Source organism: Streptomyces sp. STAM6 (genome assembly GCF_054963715.1).
This window is the reverse complement of the sequence record NZ_JBUEFZ010000005.1, coordinates 66862-87796: the sequence shown is the minus strand read 5'-3', so window position 1 is coordinate 87796 and position 20935 is coordinate 66862. Positions and strand designations below refer to the sequence as shown.

General features: G+C 70.5%; 20 protein-coding genes and 2 tRNA genes. 17 read left to right on the top strand and 5 right to left on the bottom strand.

Annotated features, from left to right (window positions below; all coding sequences use genetic code 11):
• The first annotated feature begins 15 nt into the window (after positions 1-15).
• The 6 genes from gyrA (at position 16) to ACY34K_RS08965 (ending at position 7307) form a co-directional block, all read left to right on the top strand.
• The gene (gene gyrA, locus ACY34K_RS08990; protein WP_462745595.1) at positions 16-2640 is read left to right on the top strand and encodes a DNA gyrase subunit A; all 2625 of its coding nucleotides are present in this window, start codon (positions 16-18) and stop codon (positions 2638-2640) included.
• 3 nt (positions 2641-2643) lie between these two features.
• Positions 2644-3252, top strand: a complete 609-nt coding sequence (locus ACY34K_RS08985) for a DUF3566 domain-containing protein (RefSeq protein WP_462745594.1) — start codon at positions 2644-2646, stop codon at positions 3250-3252.
• Positions 3253-3311: 59 nt separating this feature from the next.
• Positions 3312-3385, top strand: a tRNA-Ile gene (locus ACY34K_RS08980).
• 171 nt (positions 3386-3556) lie between these two features.
• Positions 3557-3691 (top strand): DLW-39 family protein, encoded by a 135-nt coding sequence (locus ACY34K_RS08975; protein ID WP_003958712.1) that lies wholly within the window; start codon positions 3557-3559, stop codon positions 3689-3691.
• Positions 3692-3927: 236 nt separating this feature from the next.
• Entirely contained in the window at positions 3928-5928 is a 2001-nt protein-coding gene (locus ACY34K_RS08970; protein WP_462745593.1) for a vWA domain-containing protein, read from the top strand.
• A 29-nt stretch (positions 5929-5957) separates the two neighbouring features.
• Complete coding sequence (locus ACY34K_RS08965) at positions 5958-7307, top strand: hypothetical protein (RefSeq protein WP_462745841.1); 1350 nt, start codon at positions 5958-5960, stop codon at positions 7305-7307.
• Between the two features lie 26 nt (positions 7308-7333).
• On the opposite strand, the gene ACY34K_RS08960 is transcribed toward ACY34K_RS08965, so the two are convergent.
• Both ACY34K_RS08960 and ACY34K_RS08955 read right to left on the bottom strand, forming a co-directional pair.
• The gene (locus ACY34K_RS08960) at positions 7334-8788 is read right to left on the bottom strand and encodes a serine/threonine-protein kinase (RefSeq protein WP_462745592.1); all 1455 of its coding nucleotides are present in this window, start codon (positions 8786-8788) and stop codon (positions 7334-7336) included.
• A 35-nt stretch (positions 8789-8823) separates the two neighbouring features.
• Positions 8824-9372 carry a helix-turn-helix domain-containing protein gene (locus ACY34K_RS08955; protein ID WP_462745591.1) on the bottom strand — a complete coding sequence of 183 codons (549 nt, stop codon included), beginning with the start codon at positions 9370-9372 and terminating at the stop codon, positions 8824-8826.
• Between the two features lie 174 nt (positions 9373-9546).
• Between ACY34K_RS08955 and ACY34K_RS08950 the strand changes: the two genes are divergently transcribed.
• The 3 genes from ACY34K_RS08950 to ACY34K_RS08940 all read left to right on the top strand — a co-directional run bounded on the left by ACY34K_RS08950 (position 9547) and on the right by ACY34K_RS08940 (position 10999).
• Positions 9547-9619: transfer RNA gene (locus ACY34K_RS08950), tRNA-Ala, on the top strand.
• Between the two features lie 612 nt (positions 9620-10231).
• Complete coding sequence (locus ACY34K_RS08945; RefSeq protein ID WP_462745590.1) at positions 10232-10423, top strand: hypothetical protein; 192 nt, start codon at positions 10232-10234, stop codon at positions 10421-10423.
• 96 nt (positions 10424-10519) lie between these two features.
• Positions 10520-10999 carry a DUF6344 domain-containing protein gene (locus ACY34K_RS08940; protein ID WP_462745589.1) on the top strand — a complete coding sequence of 160 codons (480 nt, stop codon included), beginning with the start codon at positions 10520-10522 and terminating at the stop codon, positions 10997-10999.
• A gap of 106 nt (positions 11000-11105) precedes the next feature.
• On the opposite strand, the gene ACY34K_RS08935 is transcribed toward ACY34K_RS08940, so the two are convergent.
• Positions 11106-11804, bottom strand: coding sequence for a DUF5324 family protein (locus ACY34K_RS08935; RefSeq protein WP_462745588.1), 699 nt, complete (start codon positions 11802-11804; stop codon positions 11106-11108).
• A 313-nt stretch (positions 11805-12117) separates the two neighbouring features.
• Between ACY34K_RS08935 and ACY34K_RS08930 the strand changes: the two genes are divergently transcribed.
• Complete coding sequence (locus ACY34K_RS08930) at positions 12118-12651, top strand: peptidylprolyl isomerase (protein ID WP_462745587.1); 534 nt, start codon at positions 12118-12120, stop codon at positions 12649-12651.
• Positions 12652-12740: 89 nt separating this feature from the next.
• Positions 12741-13607 carry a rhomboid family intramembrane serine protease gene (locus ACY34K_RS08925; RefSeq protein ID WP_462745586.1) on the top strand — a complete coding sequence of 289 codons (867 nt, stop codon included), beginning with the start codon at positions 12741-12743 and terminating at the stop codon, positions 13605-13607.
• A 268-nt stretch (positions 13608-13875) separates the two neighbouring features.
• Here the strand turns inward: ACY34K_RS08925 and crgA are convergent, their stop codons facing one another.
• Positions 13876-14133, bottom strand: coding sequence for a cell division protein CrgA (gene crgA / locus ACY34K_RS08920; RefSeq protein ID WP_462745585.1), 258 nt, complete (start codon positions 14131-14133; stop codon positions 13876-13878).
• Positions 14134-14290: 157 nt separating this feature from the next.
• Between crgA and ACY34K_RS08915 the strand changes: the two genes are divergently transcribed.
• The 6 genes from ACY34K_RS08915 (at position 14291) to ACY34K_RS08890 (ending at position 18634) form a co-directional block, all read left to right on the top strand.
• The gene (locus ACY34K_RS08915; RefSeq protein WP_462745583.1) at positions 14291-15082 is read left to right on the top strand and encodes a DUF881 domain-containing protein; all 792 of its coding nucleotides are present in this window, start codon (positions 14291-14293) and stop codon (positions 15080-15082) included.
• A 21-nt stretch (positions 15083-15103) separates the two neighbouring features.
• On the top strand, positions 15104-15781 hold the full coding sequence (locus ACY34K_RS08910) for a class E sortase (protein ID WP_462745581.1): 678 nt from the start codon (positions 15104-15106) through the stop codon (positions 15779-15781).
• A gap of 92 nt (positions 15782-15873) precedes the next feature.
• Complete coding sequence (locus ACY34K_RS08905) at positions 15874-16035, top strand: hypothetical protein (RefSeq protein WP_150175734.1); 162 nt, start codon at positions 15874-15876, stop codon at positions 16033-16035.
• Positions 16032-16670, top strand: coding sequence for an aminodeoxychorismate/anthranilate synthase component II (locus tag ACY34K_RS08900; RefSeq protein ID WP_462745580.1), 639 nt, complete (start codon positions 16032-16034; stop codon positions 16668-16670). The genes ACY34K_RS08905 and ACY34K_RS08900 overlap by 4 nt, the downstream gene beginning before the upstream one ends.
• Complete coding sequence (locus ACY34K_RS08895; protein ID WP_462745579.1) at positions 16667-17932, top strand: class E sortase; 1266 nt, start codon at positions 16667-16669, stop codon at positions 17930-17932. The genes ACY34K_RS08900 and ACY34K_RS08895 overlap by 4 nt, the downstream gene beginning before the upstream one ends.
• A gap of 24 nt (positions 17933-17956) precedes the next feature.
• Positions 17957-18634 carry a class E sortase gene (locus tag ACY34K_RS08890; protein ID WP_462745578.1) on the top strand — a complete coding sequence of 226 codons (678 nt, stop codon included), beginning with the start codon at positions 17957-17959 and terminating at the stop codon, positions 18632-18634.
• A gap of 269 nt (positions 18635-18903) precedes the next feature.
• On the opposite strand, the gene pknB is transcribed toward ACY34K_RS08890, so the two are convergent.
• Positions 18904-20919: a Stk1 family PASTA domain-containing Ser/Thr kinase gene (gene pknB, locus ACY34K_RS08885; protein WP_462745577.1), complete on the bottom strand. Its 2016-nt coding sequence runs from the start codon at positions 20917-20919 to the stop codon at positions 18904-18906.
• Positions 20920-20935: the final 16 nt, after the last annotated feature.

Below are 20935 nucleotides of genomic sequence, written 5' to 3'. Positions count from 1 at the left end.
GACTGACGACCAGCAATGGCCGACGAGAACATCACGACCGAGACGCCCGAAGAAGAGGGCCCGCAGCTGCGGATCGAGCCCGTCGGGCTCGAGACCGAGATGCAGCGTTCGTACCTCGACTACGCGATGTCCGTCATCGTGTCGCGTGCGCTGCCCGACGTGCGGGACGGTCTCAAGCCCGTCCACCGCCGTGTGCTGTACGCGATGTACGACGGCGGGTACCGGCCCGAGAAGGGCTTCTACAAGTGCGCCCGCGTCGTCGGTGACGTCATGGGTACGTACCACCCGCACGGCGACTCCTCCATCTACGACGCCCTGGTGCGCCTGGCCCAGCCGTGGTCGATGCGGATGCCGCTGGTGGACTCCAACGGCAACTTCGGCTCCCCGGGCAACGACCCGGCGGCCGCCATGCGGTACACCGAGTGCAAGATGGCGCCGCTGTCCATGGAGATGCTCCGGGACATCGACGAGGAGACCGTCGACTTCACGGACAACTACGACGGCCGTAACCAGGAGCCGACGGTCCTGCCGGCGCGCTTCCCGAACCTGCTGGTCAACGGCTCGGCCGGTATCGCGGTCGGCATGGCGACCAACATCCCGCCGCACAACCTGCGCGAGGTCGCGGCCGGTGCCCAGTGGGCGCTGGAGCACCCCGAGGCCACCCACGAGGAGCTCCTGGACGCGCTGATCGAGCGCATCAAGGGCCCCGACTTCCCGACCGGCGCCCTCGTCGTCGGCCGCAAGGGCATCGAGGAGGCGTACCGCACCGGCCGCGGCTCCATCACGATGCGCGCGGTGGTCGAGGTCGAGGAGATCCAGAACCGCCAGTGCCTGGTGGTCACGGAGCTTCCGTACCAGGTCAACCCGGACAACCTCGCGCAGAAGATCGCCGACCTCGTCAAGGACGGCAAGATCGGCGGCATCGCCGACGTCCGCGACGAGACGAGCTCCCGCACCGGCCAGCGCCTGGTCATCGTGCTCAAGCGGGACGCGGTCGCCAAGGTCGTCCTGAACAACCTCTACAAGCACACCGACCTGCAGACGAACTTCGGCGCCAACATGCTGGCGCTGGTCGACGGTGTGCCGCGCACGCTCTCCCTGGACGCGTTCATCCGCCACTGGGTGACGCACCAGATCGAGGTCATCGTCCGGCGCACGAAGTTCCGACTGCGCAAGGCGGAGGAGCGGGCGCACATCCTGCGCGGTCTGCTCAAGGCGCTGGACGCCATCGACGAGGTCATCGCGCTGATCCGGCGCAGCGACACCGTCGAGGTCGCGCGCGAGGGCCTGATGGGCCTGCTGCAGATCGACGAGATCCAGGCCAACGCCATCCTCGAGATGCAGCTGCGCCGGCTCGCCGCACTGGAGCGCCAGAAGATCGTCGCCGAGCACGACGAGCTCCAGGCGAAGATCAACGAGTACAACGAGATCCTGGCCTCCGAGGAGCGCCAGCGCCGGATCGTCAGCGAGGAACTCGCCGCGCTCGTCGAGAAGTTCGGTGACGACCGCCGCTCCAAGCTGGTGCCCTTCGACGGCGACATGTCCATGGAGGACCTGATCGCCGAGGAGGACATCGTCGTCACGATCACGCGCGGCGGCTATGTGAAGCGGACGAAGACGGACGACTACCGCTCGCAGAAGCGCGGCGGCAAGGGCGTCCGCGGCACGAAGCTGAAGGAAGACGACATCGTCGACCACTTCTTCGTGTCGACGACCCACCACTGGCTGCTGTTCTTCACCAACAAGGGCCGGGTGTACCGGGCCAAGGCGTACGAGCTGCCGGACGCCGGCCGGGACGCCCGTGGTCAGCACGTCGCCAACCTGCTGGCCTTCCAGCCGGACGAGCAGATCGCCGAGATCCTCGCGATCCGCGACTACGACGCCGTGCCGTACCTGGTGCTCGCCACCAAGGCCGGTCTGGTGAAGAAGACGCCGCTGAAGGACTACGATTCGCCGCGCTCGGGTGGTGTCATCGCGATCAACCTCCGGGAGATGGAGGACGGCCGCCCCGACGAGCTGATCGGCGCCGAGCTGGTGTCGGCGGAGGACGATCTGCTGCTCATCAGCAAGAAGGCGCAGTCGATCCGCTTCACCGCCACCGACGAGGCACTGCGTCCGATGGGCCGCGCGACCTCGGGCGTCAAGGGCATGAGTTTCCGTGAGGGAGACGAACTGCTCTCGATGAATGTGGTCCGGCCCGGTACGTTCGTGTTCACCGCGACGGACGGCGGGTACGCGAAGCGGACCGCTGTGGACGAGTACCGCGTCCAGGGTCGTGGTGGCCTCGGTATCAAGGCCGCCAAGATCGTGGAGGACCGTGGCTCGCTCGTCGGTGCGCTGGTGGTGGAGGAGACCGATGAGATCCTCGCCATCACGCTGTCCGGTGGTGTGATCCGTACGCGGGTCAACGAGGTCAGGGAGACGGGCCGTGACACCATGGGCGTCCAACTGATCAACCTGGGCAAGCGCGATGCCGTGGTCGGGATCGCTCGTAATGCCGAGGCCGGCGCCGAGGCCGAAGAGGTCGACGGCGTCGAAGGTACTGAAGGTGCCGATGTGACCGAGGACGCTGCAGGGAGCGGCGCCACGGCCGAGGTGGCCGAGGGCACGGAGCCGTCGGCCGGGGAGCACGAGGAGTAAAGCGTGAGTGGAGCCACGGGCGCCGGATCGGCCGCTTCCGGAGCGAACGGTGCCCGTGGCCCAGCCACGGACTCCCAGGGGGTTACGGTGACCACGTACGACAACGGGCCGTTGCCCGGTGAGCGGCCCGCGTCCGGCAAGCAGGCGGCGCAGCCGTACCACCCGCCGCAGGCGTACGCCGCGCAGGGCGGAAACACGGGCTCGGTGCGGGTGGCGCGCACGGGCGCCAAGACCATGCCGCGTACGCGCAAGGCGCGGCTGCGGGTGGCCAAGGCCGATCCGTGGTCGGTGATGAAGGTCAGCTTCCTGCTCTCCATCGCGCTGGGCATCTGCACGGTGGTGGCGGCCGCGGTGCTGTGGATGGTCATGGACGCCATGGGTGTCTTCTCGACCGTCGGCGGCACGATCAGCGAGGCGACGGGCTCCAACGAGAGCAACGGCTTCGATCTGCAGTCGTTCCTCTCGCTGCCGCGCGTTCTGATCTTCACGTCGGTGATCGCCGTCATCGACGTGGTCCTGGCCACGGCGCTGGCCACGCTGGGTGCCTTCATCTACAACCTGTCGGCCGGCTTCGTGGGCGGAGTGGAGCTCACGCTGGCGGAGGACGAGTAGCGGATTTGGGGACTCGCCGCTCCGTGCGCTAATCTTCAGAGGTCAGCGCGCAGCGCGGAGGGGCTATAGCTCAGTTGGTTAGAGCGCATCCCTGATAAGGATGAGGCCACAGGTTCAAATCCTGTTAGCCCCACAGTGACGATCGGCCCGGACGGAGATTCTCCGCCCGGGCCGATCGCTTTGTCCGATTGCTGGGACCGCGAGGTAAGTTGGGAGGACCGACTAGGTCACCGATCGGTATCGATCGGTGTGTATAGTCGGGCGCCAGAAGGTCTCCTACGTCAACGAAAGACGAGGTCGCGCGGTGAAGAAGCTTCTCCTGGTCGCACTGGCCGCCATCGGCGGGCTCCTCGTGTACCGCCAGATCCAGGCGGACCGCGCCGAGCAGGATCTGTGGACGGAGGCGACCGACTCCGTGCCCGCAGGTTCCGGTGTGTGAGTCACGCAGACTGCGTAAGGGCCCCGGCCGCTGACAGCGGCCGGGGCCTCTTGCTGTCCGGACCCTTTGTCCGGACTTTTGCCGTCCCCGGTTCTCGTGCTGTCCCGGCGCCCGTGCGGGCCGGGGTGTGGTGCGGCCGGTGCGCTGTTGCCGGACCGTGACACCCCGCCCCTTGAGTTCGCCTACGCAAATCACTAGCTTGCATGAGCAAAGATGTGTGATCTTCGGGGGCGAGGATGAGCGGAACCGCGGTACGAGCCGCGCTGGTGATCGCACTGTCGGGAGCGGGGGCCCTGCTCGGGCCGGTGTCCGGGCCACTGCCGTCGGCCGCGAGCGCGGCCACCGGCGAGACGGCGGCGGCGGCGGGGACGGTGGAGGGAGCAAAGACGGCGGAGGCGGCCGCGGGCGCGGAGGTGACCGCGCGGGCGGACGGGCACGGCGGTCTGGTGATGGTGCTGGACTCGTCCGGATCGATGGCCGACGACGACGGCTCCGGCCGTACCCGGACGGACGCGGCCCGGCAGGCCGTCGGGACACTGGTGGACGGACTGCCGGACGGCCATCCGACCGGCCTGCGGGTGTACGGCGCGGACCGGCCCCGGGGCTGCACCGACACCCGGCTCGTACGGCCCGTGCGACCGCTCGACAGGGCGGCCGTCAAGCGGGCCGTGGCGGCCGTGCGGCCCAACGGGGACACTCCCATCGGGCTGTCCCTGCAGAAGGCCGCCCAGGACCTGCCGCGGGCCTCGGACGGGGCGACCGGGACACGCACCATCCTGTTGATCTCCGACGGCGAGGACAACTGCGGCGACCCTCAACCCTGCGAGGTGGCGCGCCGGCTCGCAGGGGACGGCACGGGGCCGCGCATCGACACCGTCGGCTTCCAGGTGAGGGGCGCGGCCCGCGAGCAGCTGAAGTGCATCGCCGAAGCGGGCAACGGCCGTTACTACGACGCCCCCGACGCCGACGCGCTCGCACGACAGCTTCAGCGGGCCGCGCAGCTCCCGGCGGACGGCTACCGGCTGAAGGGCCGGCCCGTGCGGGGCGCGCCGGACCGGGGAGGTGCCCCGGGGCTCGTTCCCGGCCAGTACCGGGACAGCATCGGCCCCGGCGAGAAGCGGTACTACGCGGTCGACCTGGACGCGGCCTCCACGGTCGGCTTCTCGGCGACGGCCGTGCCGCAGCCGGGATCGGCCGTGGACACCGTCGACGCCTTGCGGACGAGCCTCGTCAGCCCCTCCGCGAGCGGTGAGGTCACGTGCACGACCAACAGCGAGATCTTCCATCAGGACGAGGGCGCGGTCCCGCTGACGTCGGCCGTCGCCCGGGTCCCCACCGAGAAGCGCTGGTCCACCTGCGACGAGGCGGACCGGTACTGGCTCGTCGTCGAGCGCAGGAGCAAGCCCGGGTCGGACGCTGCCCGCTGGCCGCTCGAAATCGTGGTCGGTGTCGAGTCACCGCTCGCCAAGGGCGTCACGCCCGCCGAGTCGCGCCCGGAGTACGGCGCGTCCGGAGAGAACACCGTCCTGCCCTCCGGCGACCCGGCGGACGTCCGCGGCGGCACCGGGTTCAATGACGCCCGCGAGGTCGGGCAGGGCGTGTGGCGCGACCGGATCCTGCCCTCGCAGACCCTCTGGTACAAGGTGCCGGTCGGCTGGGGGCAGCAGCTGCGGTACGACGTGGAGTTCGCCAACCAACCGACGGTGGGTCGTGGTTCGTCCGCGCGGTCGTACGCCGCCACCCAGGTCTACACCCCGGCCCGCCACCCCGTCGGCGGCGGTACGGGCATCTTCACCCCACGGGCCACCTACAGCGGGCGCCCCGCACTGCTGACGATGGGCACGGTCCCGGTCGCCTGGTCGAACCGGTACGAGAGCAGCCCCCATGTCGTCCCGGTGCACACCAAGGGCGACTTCTACATCGCCGTGACCCTCGGCGCGCAGGCGGCCGAGATCGCCGAGAACCCGCGGATCGGGGTCGTCCTGAGGGTGGCCGTCCTCGGGGACGAGCTGACCGGCCCGCAGCACAACGCGCCCGTGCTCGCCGGGAAGCGGGACAAGAAGGGTGATTCGGCCGCGCGCGCAGACAGCGGAGGGAAGGGCGGGGCAGGATGGACCGGCGCCGCGGTCGCCGCGGCGGCGGGCGGCGCGGCCGTCCTGGTCGCGGGCACCGTGCTCGTACGGGTGCGGCTCCGGCCCGGGGCCGCAGGCACGAAGACGACGAGGGGAAGCGCGTGAAGAGGCGGTGCGGCAGGGCCGGCCGGAGGATGCCGGGCGCCACGACGGCCACGAGGCCCGGGGCCGGGGCGGTGACGGCGTTGGTGTGCGCGACAGCGGTCTGCGCGGCGGCCGGACTGTCCGGACCGGCCTGGGCGGCCGGCGCTCCCGGCTCGTACGCCTTCGCGGAAGGCATCAAGCCGGTCCACGGGGCGGCGACCACCAGCGACGCGCCCGCCCTGGACGCGGGCGCCGTCTACAAGGACGCGATCAAGAGCGGTGAGAAGCTCACGTACCGCGTGAACCTGGACGCCAAGTCGAACGCCTATGTTTCCGCCGTGGCCGTCCCCAAGACGGGCACCAAGGTCGACCTCTCGGACGGCCTCAAGGTGTCCCTCCAGGACCGGGACGGCTACGACTGCAGCTCCAACGAGACCCGGTTCGGATCCGCCGAGTTCCCGCGGCCGCTCGCCGACTACGCGCACCGCACCGTCAACAAGGACAGCTCCTCCTGCCAGGAGGCCGGACCGTACTACGTCGTCGTCGAGCGCAGCAGCGAGCCCACCTCCACCCCCGAGCCGTGGGACCTGGAGATCCGGCACGCCGTCGAGCCGCAGCCGAAGACCCTGGGGCCGACCGCCGCGCCCGAGAACTGGCCGAGCACCTCGCCGCCACCTCCCGCCGGAGGACCGCGCGAGCGGGCCGGCGGCACCAGCTTCTTCGACGCGCCCGGACTGTCCGACGGCGAGTGGAGCGACCGCATCGCGCCGGGCCAGTCACTCTTCTACCGGGTGCCGGTCGACTGGGGGCAGCAGCTCTTCGCGGGCGCCGACCTGGGCAGCTCGACCGGGGAGGGGTCCGTGGGCAGCGCGCTCGCGGTGACGCTGTTCAACCCCGTGCAGGGCGTGGTGGCGAGCACCGATTCGCTGTTGTACGACGGCAAGCAGAAGTCGGCCGACCTGGAGCCGCTGCCGGAGGTGAGGTACGAGAACCGTTTCGACTCCAGCAGCAAATTCCGGAACATGCGGTTCGCGGGCTGGTACTACCTCCGCGTCAGCCTGAACCCCGAGGTCGGGGAGAAGTTCGGCAAGGGTCCGCACGGGCTGACCCTGCGCGTCACCGTGAAGGGCACGCCGAAGGCGGGGCCGGACTACGACGGGCCGGCCGGGATCTTCGCGATCACGCAGGACGACAAGGACGCGGCCGCCAGCGGCCAGAGCGGCCCCGGGGCCGCGAAGAGCGACACGATGAAGGTCGTCGCGGCCGCGGGTATCGGAGCGGGCTCGGTACTGGTGCTCGGACTCGGCGCCTGGACGCTGGCGGCGCGGCGGCGCGTCACTCGGACGGCCGGGCGGGCGCAGGACGGACCGACGCAGTACGGGCCTCCCACGGCCTGGTAGGGCGGGGGCGGGCGCCGGTACCGGTGTCAGATCTGGGTGAGGGCCCAGAAGCCGACGGCGAAACACAGCAGCGCGACGATCAGGACCGGGACCGCCACCTTCGGGGGCGGTCCCGGCCGGTTCGGCCGCGTCACGGGAGCGGCCGGCGGCCCTCCCGGGGCGGCGGCCTGCGGTGCGTGACCGGTGTACTGACGGGTGGGTGCCTGTTCGTAGGACACGGCGGCGGTCTGCGCCTGGGCGAGCTCCGGCGCGGCGACGTGCTGGGGGGCCGGCACGTACGCGGGGAGGTGTCCGGGGGCCGGAGCGGCGGTCGGCGCATGGGACGGCGGCGTGGCGGCCGGCTGGGGCGGCGTGTGGGACGGCGGTACGGCGGCCGGCTGGGACGGCGGCATGACCGTCGGCTGAGCCGGCGGCTGGGGCGCGTGCGCCTGCTGCAGGTCCGTCTGAACCTGCGGGGCCTGTGCGGCGGGCTGCGGCGGCGGCGTGGGCTGCTGGGGAGGCGGGGCCAGGTGGAAGCTGCCGGTCTGCGACGGCGGCTGCGGCCGCGGCGTCTCCACGGCCTGCCTCGCGGGCGTCGAGGGGGACGCGGAGGCGGACGGGGCGATCGGTCCGTCCGGGCCGAAACCGGCGGGCAGCGGGCCCAGTTGGTCGAACACCTCGACCGGCTCGTCGTCGGTCCGCGACTCGGGCAGCATCTCGACCGCCGAGGTCAGCGCCTTGCGCGCGCCCGTGGCCGTACGGAACCGGGCCTGCGGATCGGGCTGCAGCAGGCCCGCGAGGACCTGCCACAGCGGCTCCGGGATGCCGTCCGGGGCACCCGGGGTCCCGTAGGCGGCGAAATGCTCGATCAGGGCCCGGGAATCGGGCTTCTGACCCTGCAGCAGATACAGCGCGACCAGACCGACCGCGAACAGGTCGGCCGGGAAGTCCGGCTCCGCGCCCATCATCTGCTCGGGCGCGAAGTAGCCGGGCGTACCCACCACGTAGTTCGTCTCGGTCAGCCGCGGCTCCCCCTTGCGCATGGAGATGCCGAAGTCGGACAGCCGCAGATGCGGCCGTCCGGTCCCGGTGGCCTCCAGCAGGATGTTCGCCGGCTTGATGTCACGGTGCACGACCCCCTCCGCGTGCACCGCGGCGAGTCCGGACAACAGCTGATCGAGCAGCGTGCACACGAACCGGGGCGGCAGGGGCCCGTAGTCGCCGATGACGTGGGCCAGCGAACCACCGCTCACGAGGTCCATGGTGAACAGCACCTTGTCGTCGTCCGCGGCCCAGCTGGCCGGGGCGAGGACATGAGGGTGGTCGATCCTCAGGGCCTGCTCACGCACGAAGCGCAGGAGGGCGTGCGCGTCGCTCTGCTGCAGCACCTTGGCCGCCACGTAGCGGCGGCGGCGCTGGTCCCAGGCGCGCCAGACGGCGCCGACACCCCCACGTCCGATCGGGTCGATCAGTTCGTACCGACCGGCGAAGACCTCACCCATTGCGCTGCGCTCGCTCCCGGTTTGCTGTGATTGGGTCAGCTCTGGTGCGACTCGTAGTGGGCGACCGCGTCCGCGGTGCGCCCGGCGCCGTACACCCTGAGGAACTCTGCCAGTTCGGGGTGGGTGGGGGCGAGGGAGTCGGCCGCATCGATGATGTCGCCCGCGGCGGACACCGAGCGCAGCAGCGACTGGATCTCCCGCACCACCCGGCGCACCGTCGGCGCGCCCGAGCTGGTGGTCGTCTGACTGGTGCCGGTGAGCACGGAGCCGCCCTGGGATTTCTTGATCTCGTCCATCCGGTCGGTGGCCTCGACGGCGCTCACGCTGCCGTCGGCGACCTGGCTCGCCAGCTCCTGCAGGGCCTGGACGCGCTGGACGACCGCGGGATTGCCGATCTTGGCCCGCTGACCGCTCATCAGCTGGGAGAGCATCGGGGCCGACAGCCCGAGCACCGCTGCGAGTCGGGCCTGGTTCAGCCCCAGATCGTCGATCAGCCGACGGAAGAGCGCCCCCAACGGCTCCCCGTACCAACTGCGCTGAAGCTCTCTGGCTCTCGCGGTGGCTTCCTGCTGTGCTGCATCCATTGCGTCTCCCCATCGCTTCGGTTCGCTGCTGCGAACCTCGTCCAGCATCTTACGGAGAGTGGTCGTTCACCGGGAGTCCCAATCCTTTTGCGGGATACCCCCGGTCATTCGGTACTCTGGTCTGCGGCAGTGGCCGAGGCGCGGAGTTCGCCCTCGGCTGTTTCCACCCATTCCGGGGCCTTAGCTCAGTTGGTAGAGCGCTGTCTTTGCATGGCAGATGTCAGGGGTTCGACTCCCCTAGGCTCCACAGCGAGGAAGCCCCCTCCGACCTGCGGGAACGCGGTCGGAGGGGGCTTCTTGTCGTGGAGCCGCCGCGGTCCTCGGCCGGGCGGCTCGGGGGACCGGCGCCGCCACGGCGGACCGGCGCCGACGGCGGATCCGGGACCGCGGCGGATCCGGGACCGCGGTCGGCCGGTCGGTTCCCCTGCCGGGGGTGCGGCTCGCCGCGTCGTCGCACACGACCGCGCGCGTGCGGCTCCGCGGGCGGGGCGCACGGCGGGGACGCGGGGCGGGCGCGCGGCGGCGCCGAACGGCGGGCGTGCGGTGGGCGTGCGGCGGGCGCCCGGTGTGGGGACATGGGGCGGCGGCGTACGGCCGGCGCGCGGCGGGGACGCGGGGGCGGCCGTACGGGACCGGCCACGGGGACAGGGGCGGGCGCCGGGCGGTCCGCCCGGGCCGCCGAGTGCCGGGTGCGGCCTTCCCGGCCCCGACGGCCCGGCCCCAACGGCCCTGCGCCGACCGCCCTTGCGGATTCCGCGATTTGCCCGCGCGGGGATGCGGCGGAGGCGTCGTGCGGGTGCGGAGACCTTGATGGAGCGGTTCCCGGGCCTTTACGGGTGTCCGCCGCATTGCGCTTGCAATGGACATGATCGACTTCGCCGTCCACGTCCGCCCGGGAGCAGCCCGCCCCACCGCGGCGCGGTCCTCCGGGGACACCTCGCCGGAAAACGAGCACTTCACCTGCCGCTTTCCGGCCGCGGCCGCGAGAGCACTGCACGTCCATGGCCGTCCGCGCCTGTTTTATTGCGCCGGACGAGTGGTGTTCATCTGAAGATCGGCGAGCGGACGGCGTCGCTCCGGGCTTTCCCGAGATGCGTACACATCATGAGAAAGGTATGTAGATCGCTCAACCCGAAAGCGAGGGGTCATGGCCGCCGTCAAGGTCAAGCACTTCTGGTCCGCCTTCATCTCGTTCGTGTTCGCGCTTCTTGCCTCTCTCGGCCTCACGAAGCCCCCGGCCGCCGCTGCCCGGCCGGTCCCGGTGGCGCCCGAGGAGCCGACGCCCGTCCTGCGGTCCGCCGCCATGGTGCCGGCGCAGTTGATGGCGTACGCGGCGGCGGCACGGAAGAGGTCCCTGCCGCCCACGATCAAGCAGCGCATCCGCGCCGAGGCGCACGGCGCCTCGCCGTCCGTACGCCGTCTGCCCGCTCAGGCGTTCGCCGCGCCGGAGACCGCCGCGCTGTCCGACCGCATGGTGCCCACGCAGTCGTCGCCCGCCGCGCACATCGCCCGTGCCGCGGCCACCGGGGTGACCGCGTCCTCCACGCGCGCCGCGTCCGCGGCGTCCTCCGCTTCCTCCGCACAGGCCCAAGGCGTCTCGCCGAGCGAACTGGCGCTCGCGGCGTAAGCGCCGGGAAAGCCGATTCCTCAGCTTTCCCGGCGCCCGTGCCGCCCTTGCCACGCCTCTCGGCCACGCCTCTCGCCGTACGAACCGGGCTCGTCGCCCGGATCGGTCAGCGGCGGTCGTCCCGGTCGGGGGACTCGGTGTCGGCCTCGGCCTGCTTGGCCTCCACTTCGGGGTCCAGAGCACCCTCGCCGCTGCCGTCGACGGAGGTCAGCGGGGTGCGTTCGGAGACTTCGGTGGGAGCCGGGGGTTCGACCAGCCAGTCCGGGTTCGCCTGCTTGTCCCACCACTTCCAGGCGGCGAAGGCCCCGGCGGCCATGACGCCGAGGACCGCGAGGCCCTTGGCGAGACGGCCGGCCCTGGCGCGGCGCTCATGCCTCCTGGCGAGCTTCTTGATCTCCTTTGCCGTCACCTGACCGCGCAGCGCGGCCAGAGCGGCGGCCGAACGGGCCACGGCCTCCTGCCCCACGGGCTGGGCGACGGCGATCGCCTGCCCCACGCGGGGCACGGTGTAGTCCGCTGCCTGCCGTGCGGCCCTGCGGGTCTGGTCCACGGCGCGATGCGCGGCGGCGTCGACCTTCGGGGGCACATGCGGCGCGAGACGCGTGTCGTACTGAACACGAGCCTGCGTCCGGGCCTGATGCGCTGCCTTGGAGACCTTTGGGGCGATCTTGACGCGAGCCTCGTGCGCGTAGTGCGCGGCCTGTTCCTTTGCCGTGCCGGCGTAGGGCGCCACCACTTCCGCGGCGTGCAGCACGCTGTCCTTCGCCGAATCGGTCGCGGCGCGCACGCTGTCCATGCGGGTCACGGGATCCTCCTCCTCGGTGGCGGGGTCGGTATTTCGCCTTTCCGCCCTTTTCGAAATCATGCCTGGCGTCTGCGCGGTCGGCATGCGGGGCGGGCATCCGGGGCAATGCCCTGCCATGACGGGCCACGAAGGCCCATGACGGGTCATGGCGGGGCAACACCGGACACCCCTAAGGGGAGCCTTGTGGACGACGATGCCATGCTTTCGCCCGGTCGCGCGGTGCTTCGGCGAGGACTGGCCCGCCTTTGTCCCTGCTCGCCGCTTCCGTGCGAGGATCGGAAGACACCAGAGCAGAACTTAGGGAAGGCACATCGTGGCCGAGCAGCTTTACGCCACCCTGAAGACCAGCCAGGGCGACATCGAGATCCGGCTTCTGCCGAACCACGCCCCGGCGACGGTCAAGAACTTCGTGGAGCTCGCCAGGGGCGAGCGCGAGTGGACGCACCCGGCGACCGGGGCGAAGTCCACGGATCCGCTGTACGACGGCACGGTGTTCCACCGCGTCATCGGCGGGTTCATGATCCAGGGCGGGGACCCGCTGGGCAACGGCACGGGCGGCCCGGGCTACGAGTTCAAGGACGAGTTCCACCCGGAGCTGGCTTTCAACAGGCCGTACCTGCTGGCGATGGCCAACGCGGGTCCTGGGACGAACGGGTCGCAGTTCTTCATCACGGTCGCGCCGACGACCTGGCTGACGGGCAAGCACACGATCTTCGGCGAGGTGGCCAACGAGGCCGGCAGGAAGGTGGTGGACGCGATCGCCGCGACCCAGACCAACCCGCGCACCGACCGTCCGCTGCAGGACGTCGTGATCGAGTCCGTGGTGATCGAAAGCCGCCAGAGCTGATCGAGGGAACCTTTTCGCCCCGTCCGTCCGTAAGGATGGTCGGGGCGTCGCGTTGAGTACGCGTACGCACGACGACGAGGGGATCCCCGATGGATCAGGCGCCGAGCTGCTACCGCCACCCGGGCGTGGAGACCGGCATCCGCTGCACCCGGTGCGAGCGGCCGATCTGCCCGGAGTGCATGGTGGAGGCCTCGGTGGGCTTCCAGTGCCCGGAGTGCGTGCGCGGCGGATCGGGTACGGGGCACCCGCGGTCGGCCGCCCACCCGAGGACCATCGCCGGCGGCCGGATCACGGCCGGCGACCCCACGCTGATCACCAAGATCCTCATCGCGATCAATCTGGCGGTCTTCGTCGCCGGGCAGGTCTCCGAGGTGCTCGTGCACGAGCTGACGCTGATCGGGCTGGCCCTCGACCCCCGGGTCGGTGAGGTGGTCGGAGTCGCGGACGGCGAGTGGTACCGCCTGGTGACGTCGATCTTCCTGCACCAGGAGTTCTGGCACATCGGCTTCAACATGATCGTGCTGTGGATGCTCGGCGGCCCGCTGGAGGGTGCCCTCGGCCGGCTCCGCTATCTCGCGCTGTATCTGCTCTCGGGACTGGCCGGAAGCGCCCTCACCTATGTGCTCGCCGCGCAGAACCAGGCCTCGCTCGGTGCCTCCGGCGCCGTCTTCGGGCTGATGGGCGCCACGCTCGTGCTGGCCCGTCGGCAGCGGCTGGACATGCGGCCGGTCATCGGTCTGCTGGCCCTGAACCTGCTGATCACGTTCGTCTTCCGGGCGAGCATCGCCTGGGAGGCCCACATCGGCGGCCTGATCGGCGGTGTGATCGTCGCCTACGGCATGGTGGGCGCGAGGGTGGCGCGCGAGCGGCGCAACGTCCTGCAGTGGGTGGCCTGTGCGCTGGTGCTGGGGACGAGCCTGCTCATGGTGATCCTGAGGACAGCCGCGCTCAGCTGAGCGGCGGCTTTCCCCAAAGTTGTCCACAGAGGGTGCCGGACCGTGCACATCAGCTGGGGAACAACTGTGCCCCTCGCCTCTGACCTGGGGATTTCCCAAGAGGGCGAGGGGCGGGCCGGGAAGTCCGGCCGGGCAGCTGCAGTCAGATCGGCGTCAACACCATGCGAGTTATCCACAGATCGTCTGACCTTTTCCACCTCTGTGCACAACGCTGTGGATAACCTCAGGGCACGGCTTGACGGCGACTGTTTCTACGCGGTCGGGCCGGTCACTTCCACTGGGTGGAGACGCCGAAGCCACCCGCGATGAAGCCGAAGCCCACGACGATGTTCCAGTTGCGGATCGACTTGATCGGCAGCGAGCCGTCCGTCACATAGAAGACGACGATCCAGGCGAGCCCGATGGCGAACAGGGCCAGCATCACCGGAGCCACCCAGCTGCTGTTCGTCAGCTTGATGTTGGTCGCCTGCTTCGCGGCCGGCGGCGGCGTGAAGTCGGACTTCTTGCGGATACGTGACTTCGGCACGAGGGACTCTCCTGTCGATGCGCTGCGTGACCGCGCAGGAACGGGGTGGCTGGCTGGTGTTGCGACGGTGCCGGGGCTGAGTGCGAGGGGGACCACTGCCTCGCCCGGGCGTCCGTTAGCGTAGTGCTTCCGCGGCGTTGAAGGAGATAAGGGTACGTTGAGCAATTCCGCCGGCTCGTCCGCCGTCCCTCCCGCAGAGCCGACCCGGCCCGGTAAGTGGCGCCCGGTCCGGCTGCTCACCGCGGGTGTCTTCGCGCTCGCCGGACTGATCTTCGTGACCAGTTTCAACACGGCCAAGGGCACGAACATCCGCACCGACGACTCGCTGCTGAAGCTCTCCGACCTGATCCAGGAGCGCAGCCAGAAGAACGCCCAGCTGGACGAGTCCACGGCGGCCGTGCGCGACGAGGTCGACGCCCTCGCACGCCGCGACGACCGCTCCACCAAGGCCGAGGACGCCAGGCTGGGCGCCCTGGAGAAGGCCGCCGGCACCACCAGGGTCACCGGCCAGGGCGTCACCGTCACCCTCAACGACGCCCCGCCGAACGCCCAGGCCGCCCCCGGCTACCCCGAGCCGCAGGCCAACGACCTGGTGATCCACCAGCAGGACCTCCAGGCCGTGGTCAACGCCCTCTGGAAGGGCGGGGCCACGGGTATCCGCGTCATGGACCAGCGGCTGATCTCCACCAGCGCCGTGCGCTGCGTCGGCAACACGCTGATCCTCCAGGGCCGCGTCTACTCCCCGCCCTACAAGATCACCGCGGTCGGCGACGCCGGACGGCTCCAGCGCGCGCTCAACAGCTCCGGCGCCGTCCAGAACTACCTGCTGTACGTGAAGGCGTACGGGCTCGGCTGGAAAGTCGACGAGCACGAGGCGATGACACTGCCGGGCTACTCGGGCACAGTGGACCTCCACTACGCGGAGCCGGCCGGCCGGAGCGGGCCCTGACGGAGCGGGGTGGGGAGCCTGGTGCGACTGGTCGTCAGGACCCTCAGCGAGCTGTTCCTCACCGCCGGCACGGTGATCGTCCTGTTCGTCGTGTACGTGATCTTCTGGACCGGGGTCGAGGCGCAGGGCGCGGCGGTCGAGGAGATCGGCGCCCTGGAGAAGCGGTGGAGCGGGGAGCCGGCCGCCGGGGCCCCTCCCGCCGCCCCGGTCCCCGCCCCCCGGCCGTACGAGGACGGCCGGCCCTTCGCCGTCATGTACATCCCCCGGTTCGGCCCGGACTGGGACTGGCCCGTCCTGGAAGGCACGAGGACCGGCACCCTGAAGAAGGGCCTCGGGCACTACGCGGGCACCGCCCGGCTCGGGGGCACCGGGAACTTCTCCGTGGCCGGCCACCGGCGCACCTACGGCGATCCCTTCAGGGAGTTCCCCCGGCTCAGGGCGGGTGACGCGGTGATCCTCACCGACGGGACCACCTGGTTCACCTACCGGGTGAAAAAGGCGCCCCACCGCACCCTGCCCGGCGACATAGGGGTCATCGACCCCGTCCCGGTGAAGTCCGGCTTCGACGGACCCGGGCGCTATCTCACCCTCACCACCTGCGACCCCGAGTGGGGCAGCAGCCACCGCCTCGTCGTGTGGGCGCACCTGGACGCCACCCGGCCTGTGACGCACGGCAAGCCCCCGGCTTTCCACAGCTGACCCACCCCGGTTGCATCGCCCCGTAGTCTGGTGCGGTAGCGAAGGGCCAACGTAGAGACACGCAGGAACGTAGAGAAGGGTCGGCAGACGTCATGTACGGCTGGATCTGGCGGCATCTGCCGGGCAACGCGTGGGTGCGCGCACTGATTTCGCTCGTGCTGGTCCTCGCGGTGGTCTACGTGCTCTTCCAGTACGTGTTCCCCTGGGCGGAACCCCTGCTTCCGTTCAACGATGTGACGGTGGACGGTCAGTGAGCGCGCGCATTCTCGTCGTCGACAACTACGACAGCTTCGTCTTCAACCTGGTCCAGTACCTCTACCAGCTCGGGGCCGAGTGCGAGGTCCGGCGCAATGACGAGGTCGAGCTCGGACACGCCCAGGACGGCTTCGACGGCGTGCTGCTGTCGCCCGGCCCGGGGACGCCCGAGGAAGCCGGCGTCTGCGTCGACATGGTGCGGCACTGCGCCGACACCGGCGTGCCGGTCTTCGGCGTCTGCCTGGGCATGCAGTCGATGGCGGTGGCGTACGGCGGTGTGGTCGACCGCGCCCCCGAACTGCTGCACGGCAAGACCTCGCCGGTCGTCCACGAGGGCCGGGGCGTCTTCACCGGGCTTCCGTCGCCGTTCACGGCCACGCGGTACCACTCGCTGGCTGCCGAGCCCGCGGCCCTGCCCGACGTACTGGAGGTCACGGCGCGCACCGAGGACGGCATCATCATGGGGCTGCGCCACCGTGAACTGGCCGTCGAGGGCGTGCAGTTCCATCCCGAGTCCGTGCTCACCGAGTACGGCCACCTGATGCTCGCCAATTGGCTGGAGCAGTGCGGCGACACCGGAGCGGTCGGCCGGTCGGCAGGGCTCGCGCCAGTGGTGGGCAAGGCCGTCGCGTGACCGCCGTGCGCCCGGAGCATGACGCCCCCGATGCGGCGGGGCAGCACGGGTCGCCATGGTTCCGGGCGACGAACGTCCCCACGCCGCAGCAGGCACCCGACCAGGCTCCGGAGCACCGTGCCGCGCAGTCCCAGGAGTGGCCCGGTTACGGCTCCGAGGGCTATCAGCAGAACTGGTACGGCCAAGCGCACACCCCCGGCACGGCATCCACGCCGGCGGCCTTCCACGAGCCGGTGCACGAGCCGTACGAGCCCGGGCCCGCCCACACGCCCGGGCCCGTCCACACCCCCGCACCCCACACCCCTGAGCCCGTCCACGTCCAGGGCCCGGGGCACGACACCGGACCTCCGCACGGCCCCGACCCGGGGCGCGACGACGAGACCATGGCCCTGCGCACGGAGGACACCCGGCGAATAGGGGATCCGGAGCGTCCCACCGGGGGCCGGGCCGAGCGCCGCAGGGCCGCCAAGGCGCGCGGCCGCCATCGCGGCGCGCACGCCTCCGCACCGTCGTCCACGGCTCCCCCCAGCACATCCCCGAGCGGGGCGCCCCTCACACGCGTCGAGGCCCGGCGGGCCGCCCGGGCGCGCAAGGACAGCGTCGGCGTCGTCGCCAGCCGGGTCATCGGCGAGGTCTTCATCACCTTCGGCGTCGTGATGCTGCTCTTCGTCACCTACCAGTTGTGGTGGACGAACGTGCAGGCCGGCCTGGAGGTCGACAAGGCGAAGGAAAGGATCGCGGACGACTGGGCCAACGGCCGCAAGCCGGACGCCTTCGAGCCCGGCCAGGGCTTCGCGATCATGTACATCCCCAAGCTGGACGTCGTCGTCCCGATCGCCGAGGGCATCGACAAGGAACGGGTCCTCGACCGGGGGATGGTCGGCCACTACGCCGAGGGGCAGCTCAAGACGGCGATGCCCTCCGACAAGCAGGGCAACTTCGCGGTCGCGGGCCACCGCAACACACACGGTGAGCCCTTCCGGTACATCAACAGGCTGACGCCGGGCGACCCCATCGTCGTGGAGACCCAGGACACCTATTACACGTACGAGATGACGAGCATCCTGCCGCAGACGCCGCCTTCCAACGTCGCGGTGATCCAGCCCGTGCCCCAGGGCTCCACGTTCACCCGGCCCGGCCGTTACATCACCCTCACGACCTGCACGCCCGAGTTCACCAGTACCTACCGGATGATCGTGTGGGGCAAGATGGTCGAAGAACGCCCGCGCAGCAAGGGGAAACCGGACGCGCTCGTAGGCTAGCGACTTCCAGACGGGACAGATGTAGTGGCACGTGCGCGCAGCCGGATCGCCGGCGCGATCAGTGTTTTCGGCGAGCTGTTGATCACGGCCGGGGTGCTGATGGGCCTGTTCGTGGTCTACTCACTGTGGTGGACGAACGTCCTGGCCGATCGTGAGGCCGACAAGCAGGGCAACGAGGTGCGCGACAACTGGGCGTCCTCCGGTCCGGGAGCCCTCGACACCAAGGGCGGCATCGGCTTCCTCCACGTACCCGCCATGAAGAACGGCGAAGTGCTCGTCAAGCAGGGCACCGACCCGAAGACGCTCAACAACGGCGTCGCGGGCATGTACACCCAGCCGGTCAAGTCGGCCCTCCCGGCCGCCAAGCAGGGCAACTTCACGCTGGCCGCACACCGCGACGGGCACGGCGCGAAGTTCCACAACATCCACAAGCTGAAGAACGGCGACGCGATCGTCTTCGAGACCAAGGACACCTGGTACGTCTACAAGGTCTACAAGACGCTCCCGGAGACGTCGAAGTTCAACGTCGACGTGCTGCAGCCGGTCCCCAAGGAGTCGGGCAGGACCAAGCCCGGCCGCTACATCACGCTGACGACGTGCACGCCGATCTACACCTCGGACTACCGCTTCATCGTCTGGGGCGAGCTGGAGCGCACGGAGAAGGTCGACGGCGAGCGCACCCCGCCGGCCGAGCTGCGCTAGGGCGTGTTGCGAAAGTAGCGTCGTCCGCCCGGAGGGCGGGCCCCCGGCCAGACGGGACCTTCGAAACACGCCCTGGGGGCGCTTCTTCCGGATCAGGCGGATCAGGCCGTACCGGCGCGCGTGCCGGGGCTCGCGAGCCCCGGCAAGGCCCGAGAAACGCCCTGGCCGGCCCGGCGCCCCCGTCGGTCACGCACAGAGCCCCGGCGTCCTCCTCGCGGAGGGCGCCGGGGCTCTGCTCGTGGTCGTCGGCCACGGCCCGGGAGCGGGGCTCAGTCCTCCGTACGGAAGGTGATGCCGGACGGGCCGCCGAAGAAGCCGTCGTCGCCGTTCCCGCCGCCGTTGTTTCCGTTGCCCTGGCAGCCCAGGGTGGTCAGCGTGACCGTGGTGGTCGCCGGGTCGGCCTGCTGGCCGGGCTTGGGGTCGCTGTCGGTCACGATGGCGTTGTCGTCAGCCGGGCAGCCCTGGGCGACCTGCACGTTCGTGAAGCCGCTCGCCGCGAGCGTCTGCTTGGCCTGGCCGAGCGGCTGAGTCCGCATCTCGGGCACCGGGACCTGCTGCGGCTGCTGCGGGCCCTTGGAGACCTTCAGCGTGATCTGCGCACCCTTGTCCGCCTTGGAGTTGGCCGCCGGGTTCTGCTCGATCACCTCACCCAGGGGCTTGTCCGAGTCGACATCGGTCCGGGCGACCGTGAAGCCGAGGGTCTCCAGCTGGTTCTTCGCCTGGTCGAACTGCTGGCCCACGACCGGAGGTACGTCCACCTGCGCCTGCTTGGACACCGTGATGGTGACCTCGGTCCCCTTCTCGGCCTCGGTGCCGCCCTTCGGGTCCTGGTCGATGACCTCGCCCGCGTCCTGGTCGGACTCCTTGTACGCGACCTTGACCTTGAAGCCCTTCTCCTTGAGGGACGCGGAAGCCGTCTCCTCGGACTTCTCCGTGACGTCGGGCACCTCGATCTTGGGCGCACCCGCGGAGAGCTTGACCGTGATGGTCTCGCCCTCCTTCATCGTGACGCCCTCGCCGGGCGTCGGTGACTGGCTGCAGACGGAGTCCTTGGGCTGCTCGCAGCGCTCGGTGCCGCCCTTGGCGATCTTCACGCCCAGCGATTCGGTCGTCTTCTCCGCCTCGCCGTACTGCTTGCCGATCAGGTTGGGGACCGATACCTCGCGGGGTTCGTCGTCGGTGAAGACGGCCCTGCCGATCAGGATCGCGCCGACGAGCACCAGGATGCCCGCCAGCACCAGCAGGATCGTCGAGGTGTTCGACTTCCGCTGGCGGCGGCGGTCCGGGCGGTCGTCATAGCCGTACCCGCCGTCGTCCGGGTTCATCGGCGGCAGCATCGACGTCTGCGCGCCCGGGTCGGCGGGGCGCATGGCCGTGGTCGGCTGGTCGTCCGGTCCATAGCCGCCGTAGCCCACCGCGCCCATGGCCGCGGTGGCGGCGACCGGCTGGCCGTCGAGACACGCCTCGATGTCGGCACGCATCTCGTCGGCCGACTGATAGCGGTAGTCCGGGTCCTTGACCAGCGCCTTCAACACGATCGCGTCCATCTCGGGCGTGATCTCGGGGTCGAAGTTGCTGGGCGGCTGCGGCTCCTCGCGCACGTGCTGGTAGGCGACCGCCACCGGGGAGTCGCCGATGAACGGCGGCCGGACAGTCAGCAGCTCGTAGAGGAGGCAGCCCGTGGAGTACAGGTCGGACCGGGCGTCGACCTGCTCGCCCTTGGCCTGCTCCGGGGAGAGGTACTGGGCGGTGCCGATCACGGCGGCCGTCTGCGTCATGGTCATGCCCGCGTCGCCCATGGCGCGCGCGATGCCGAAGTCCATGACCTTGACCTGGCCGGTGCGCGTCAGCATGACGTTCGCCGGCTTGATGTCGCGGTGGACGATGCCGGCGCGGTGCGAGTACTCCAGGGCCTGGAGGATGCCGACCGTCATTTCCAGGGTGCGCTCGGGCAGCAGCTTGCGGCCCGAGTGAAGCAGCTCACGCAGGGTGGAGCCGTCGACGTACTCCATCACGATGTACGGGATGGAGATGTTGTCGACGTAGTCCTCGCCGGTGTCGTAGACCGCGACGATCGCCGGGTGGTTGAGCGAGGCGGCCGACTGGGCCTCACGGCGGAACCGGGCCTGGAAGGACGGGTCACGGGCGAGGTCGGCCCGCAGCGTCTTCACGGCGACGGTGCGGCCGAGCCGGGTGTCGTGGGCGAGGTAGACCTCCGCCATGCCACCACGGCCGAGCACCGAGCCCAGCTCGTACCGGCCGCCGAGGCGACGCGGCTCTTCCATAACTGTTCCAGCCCTC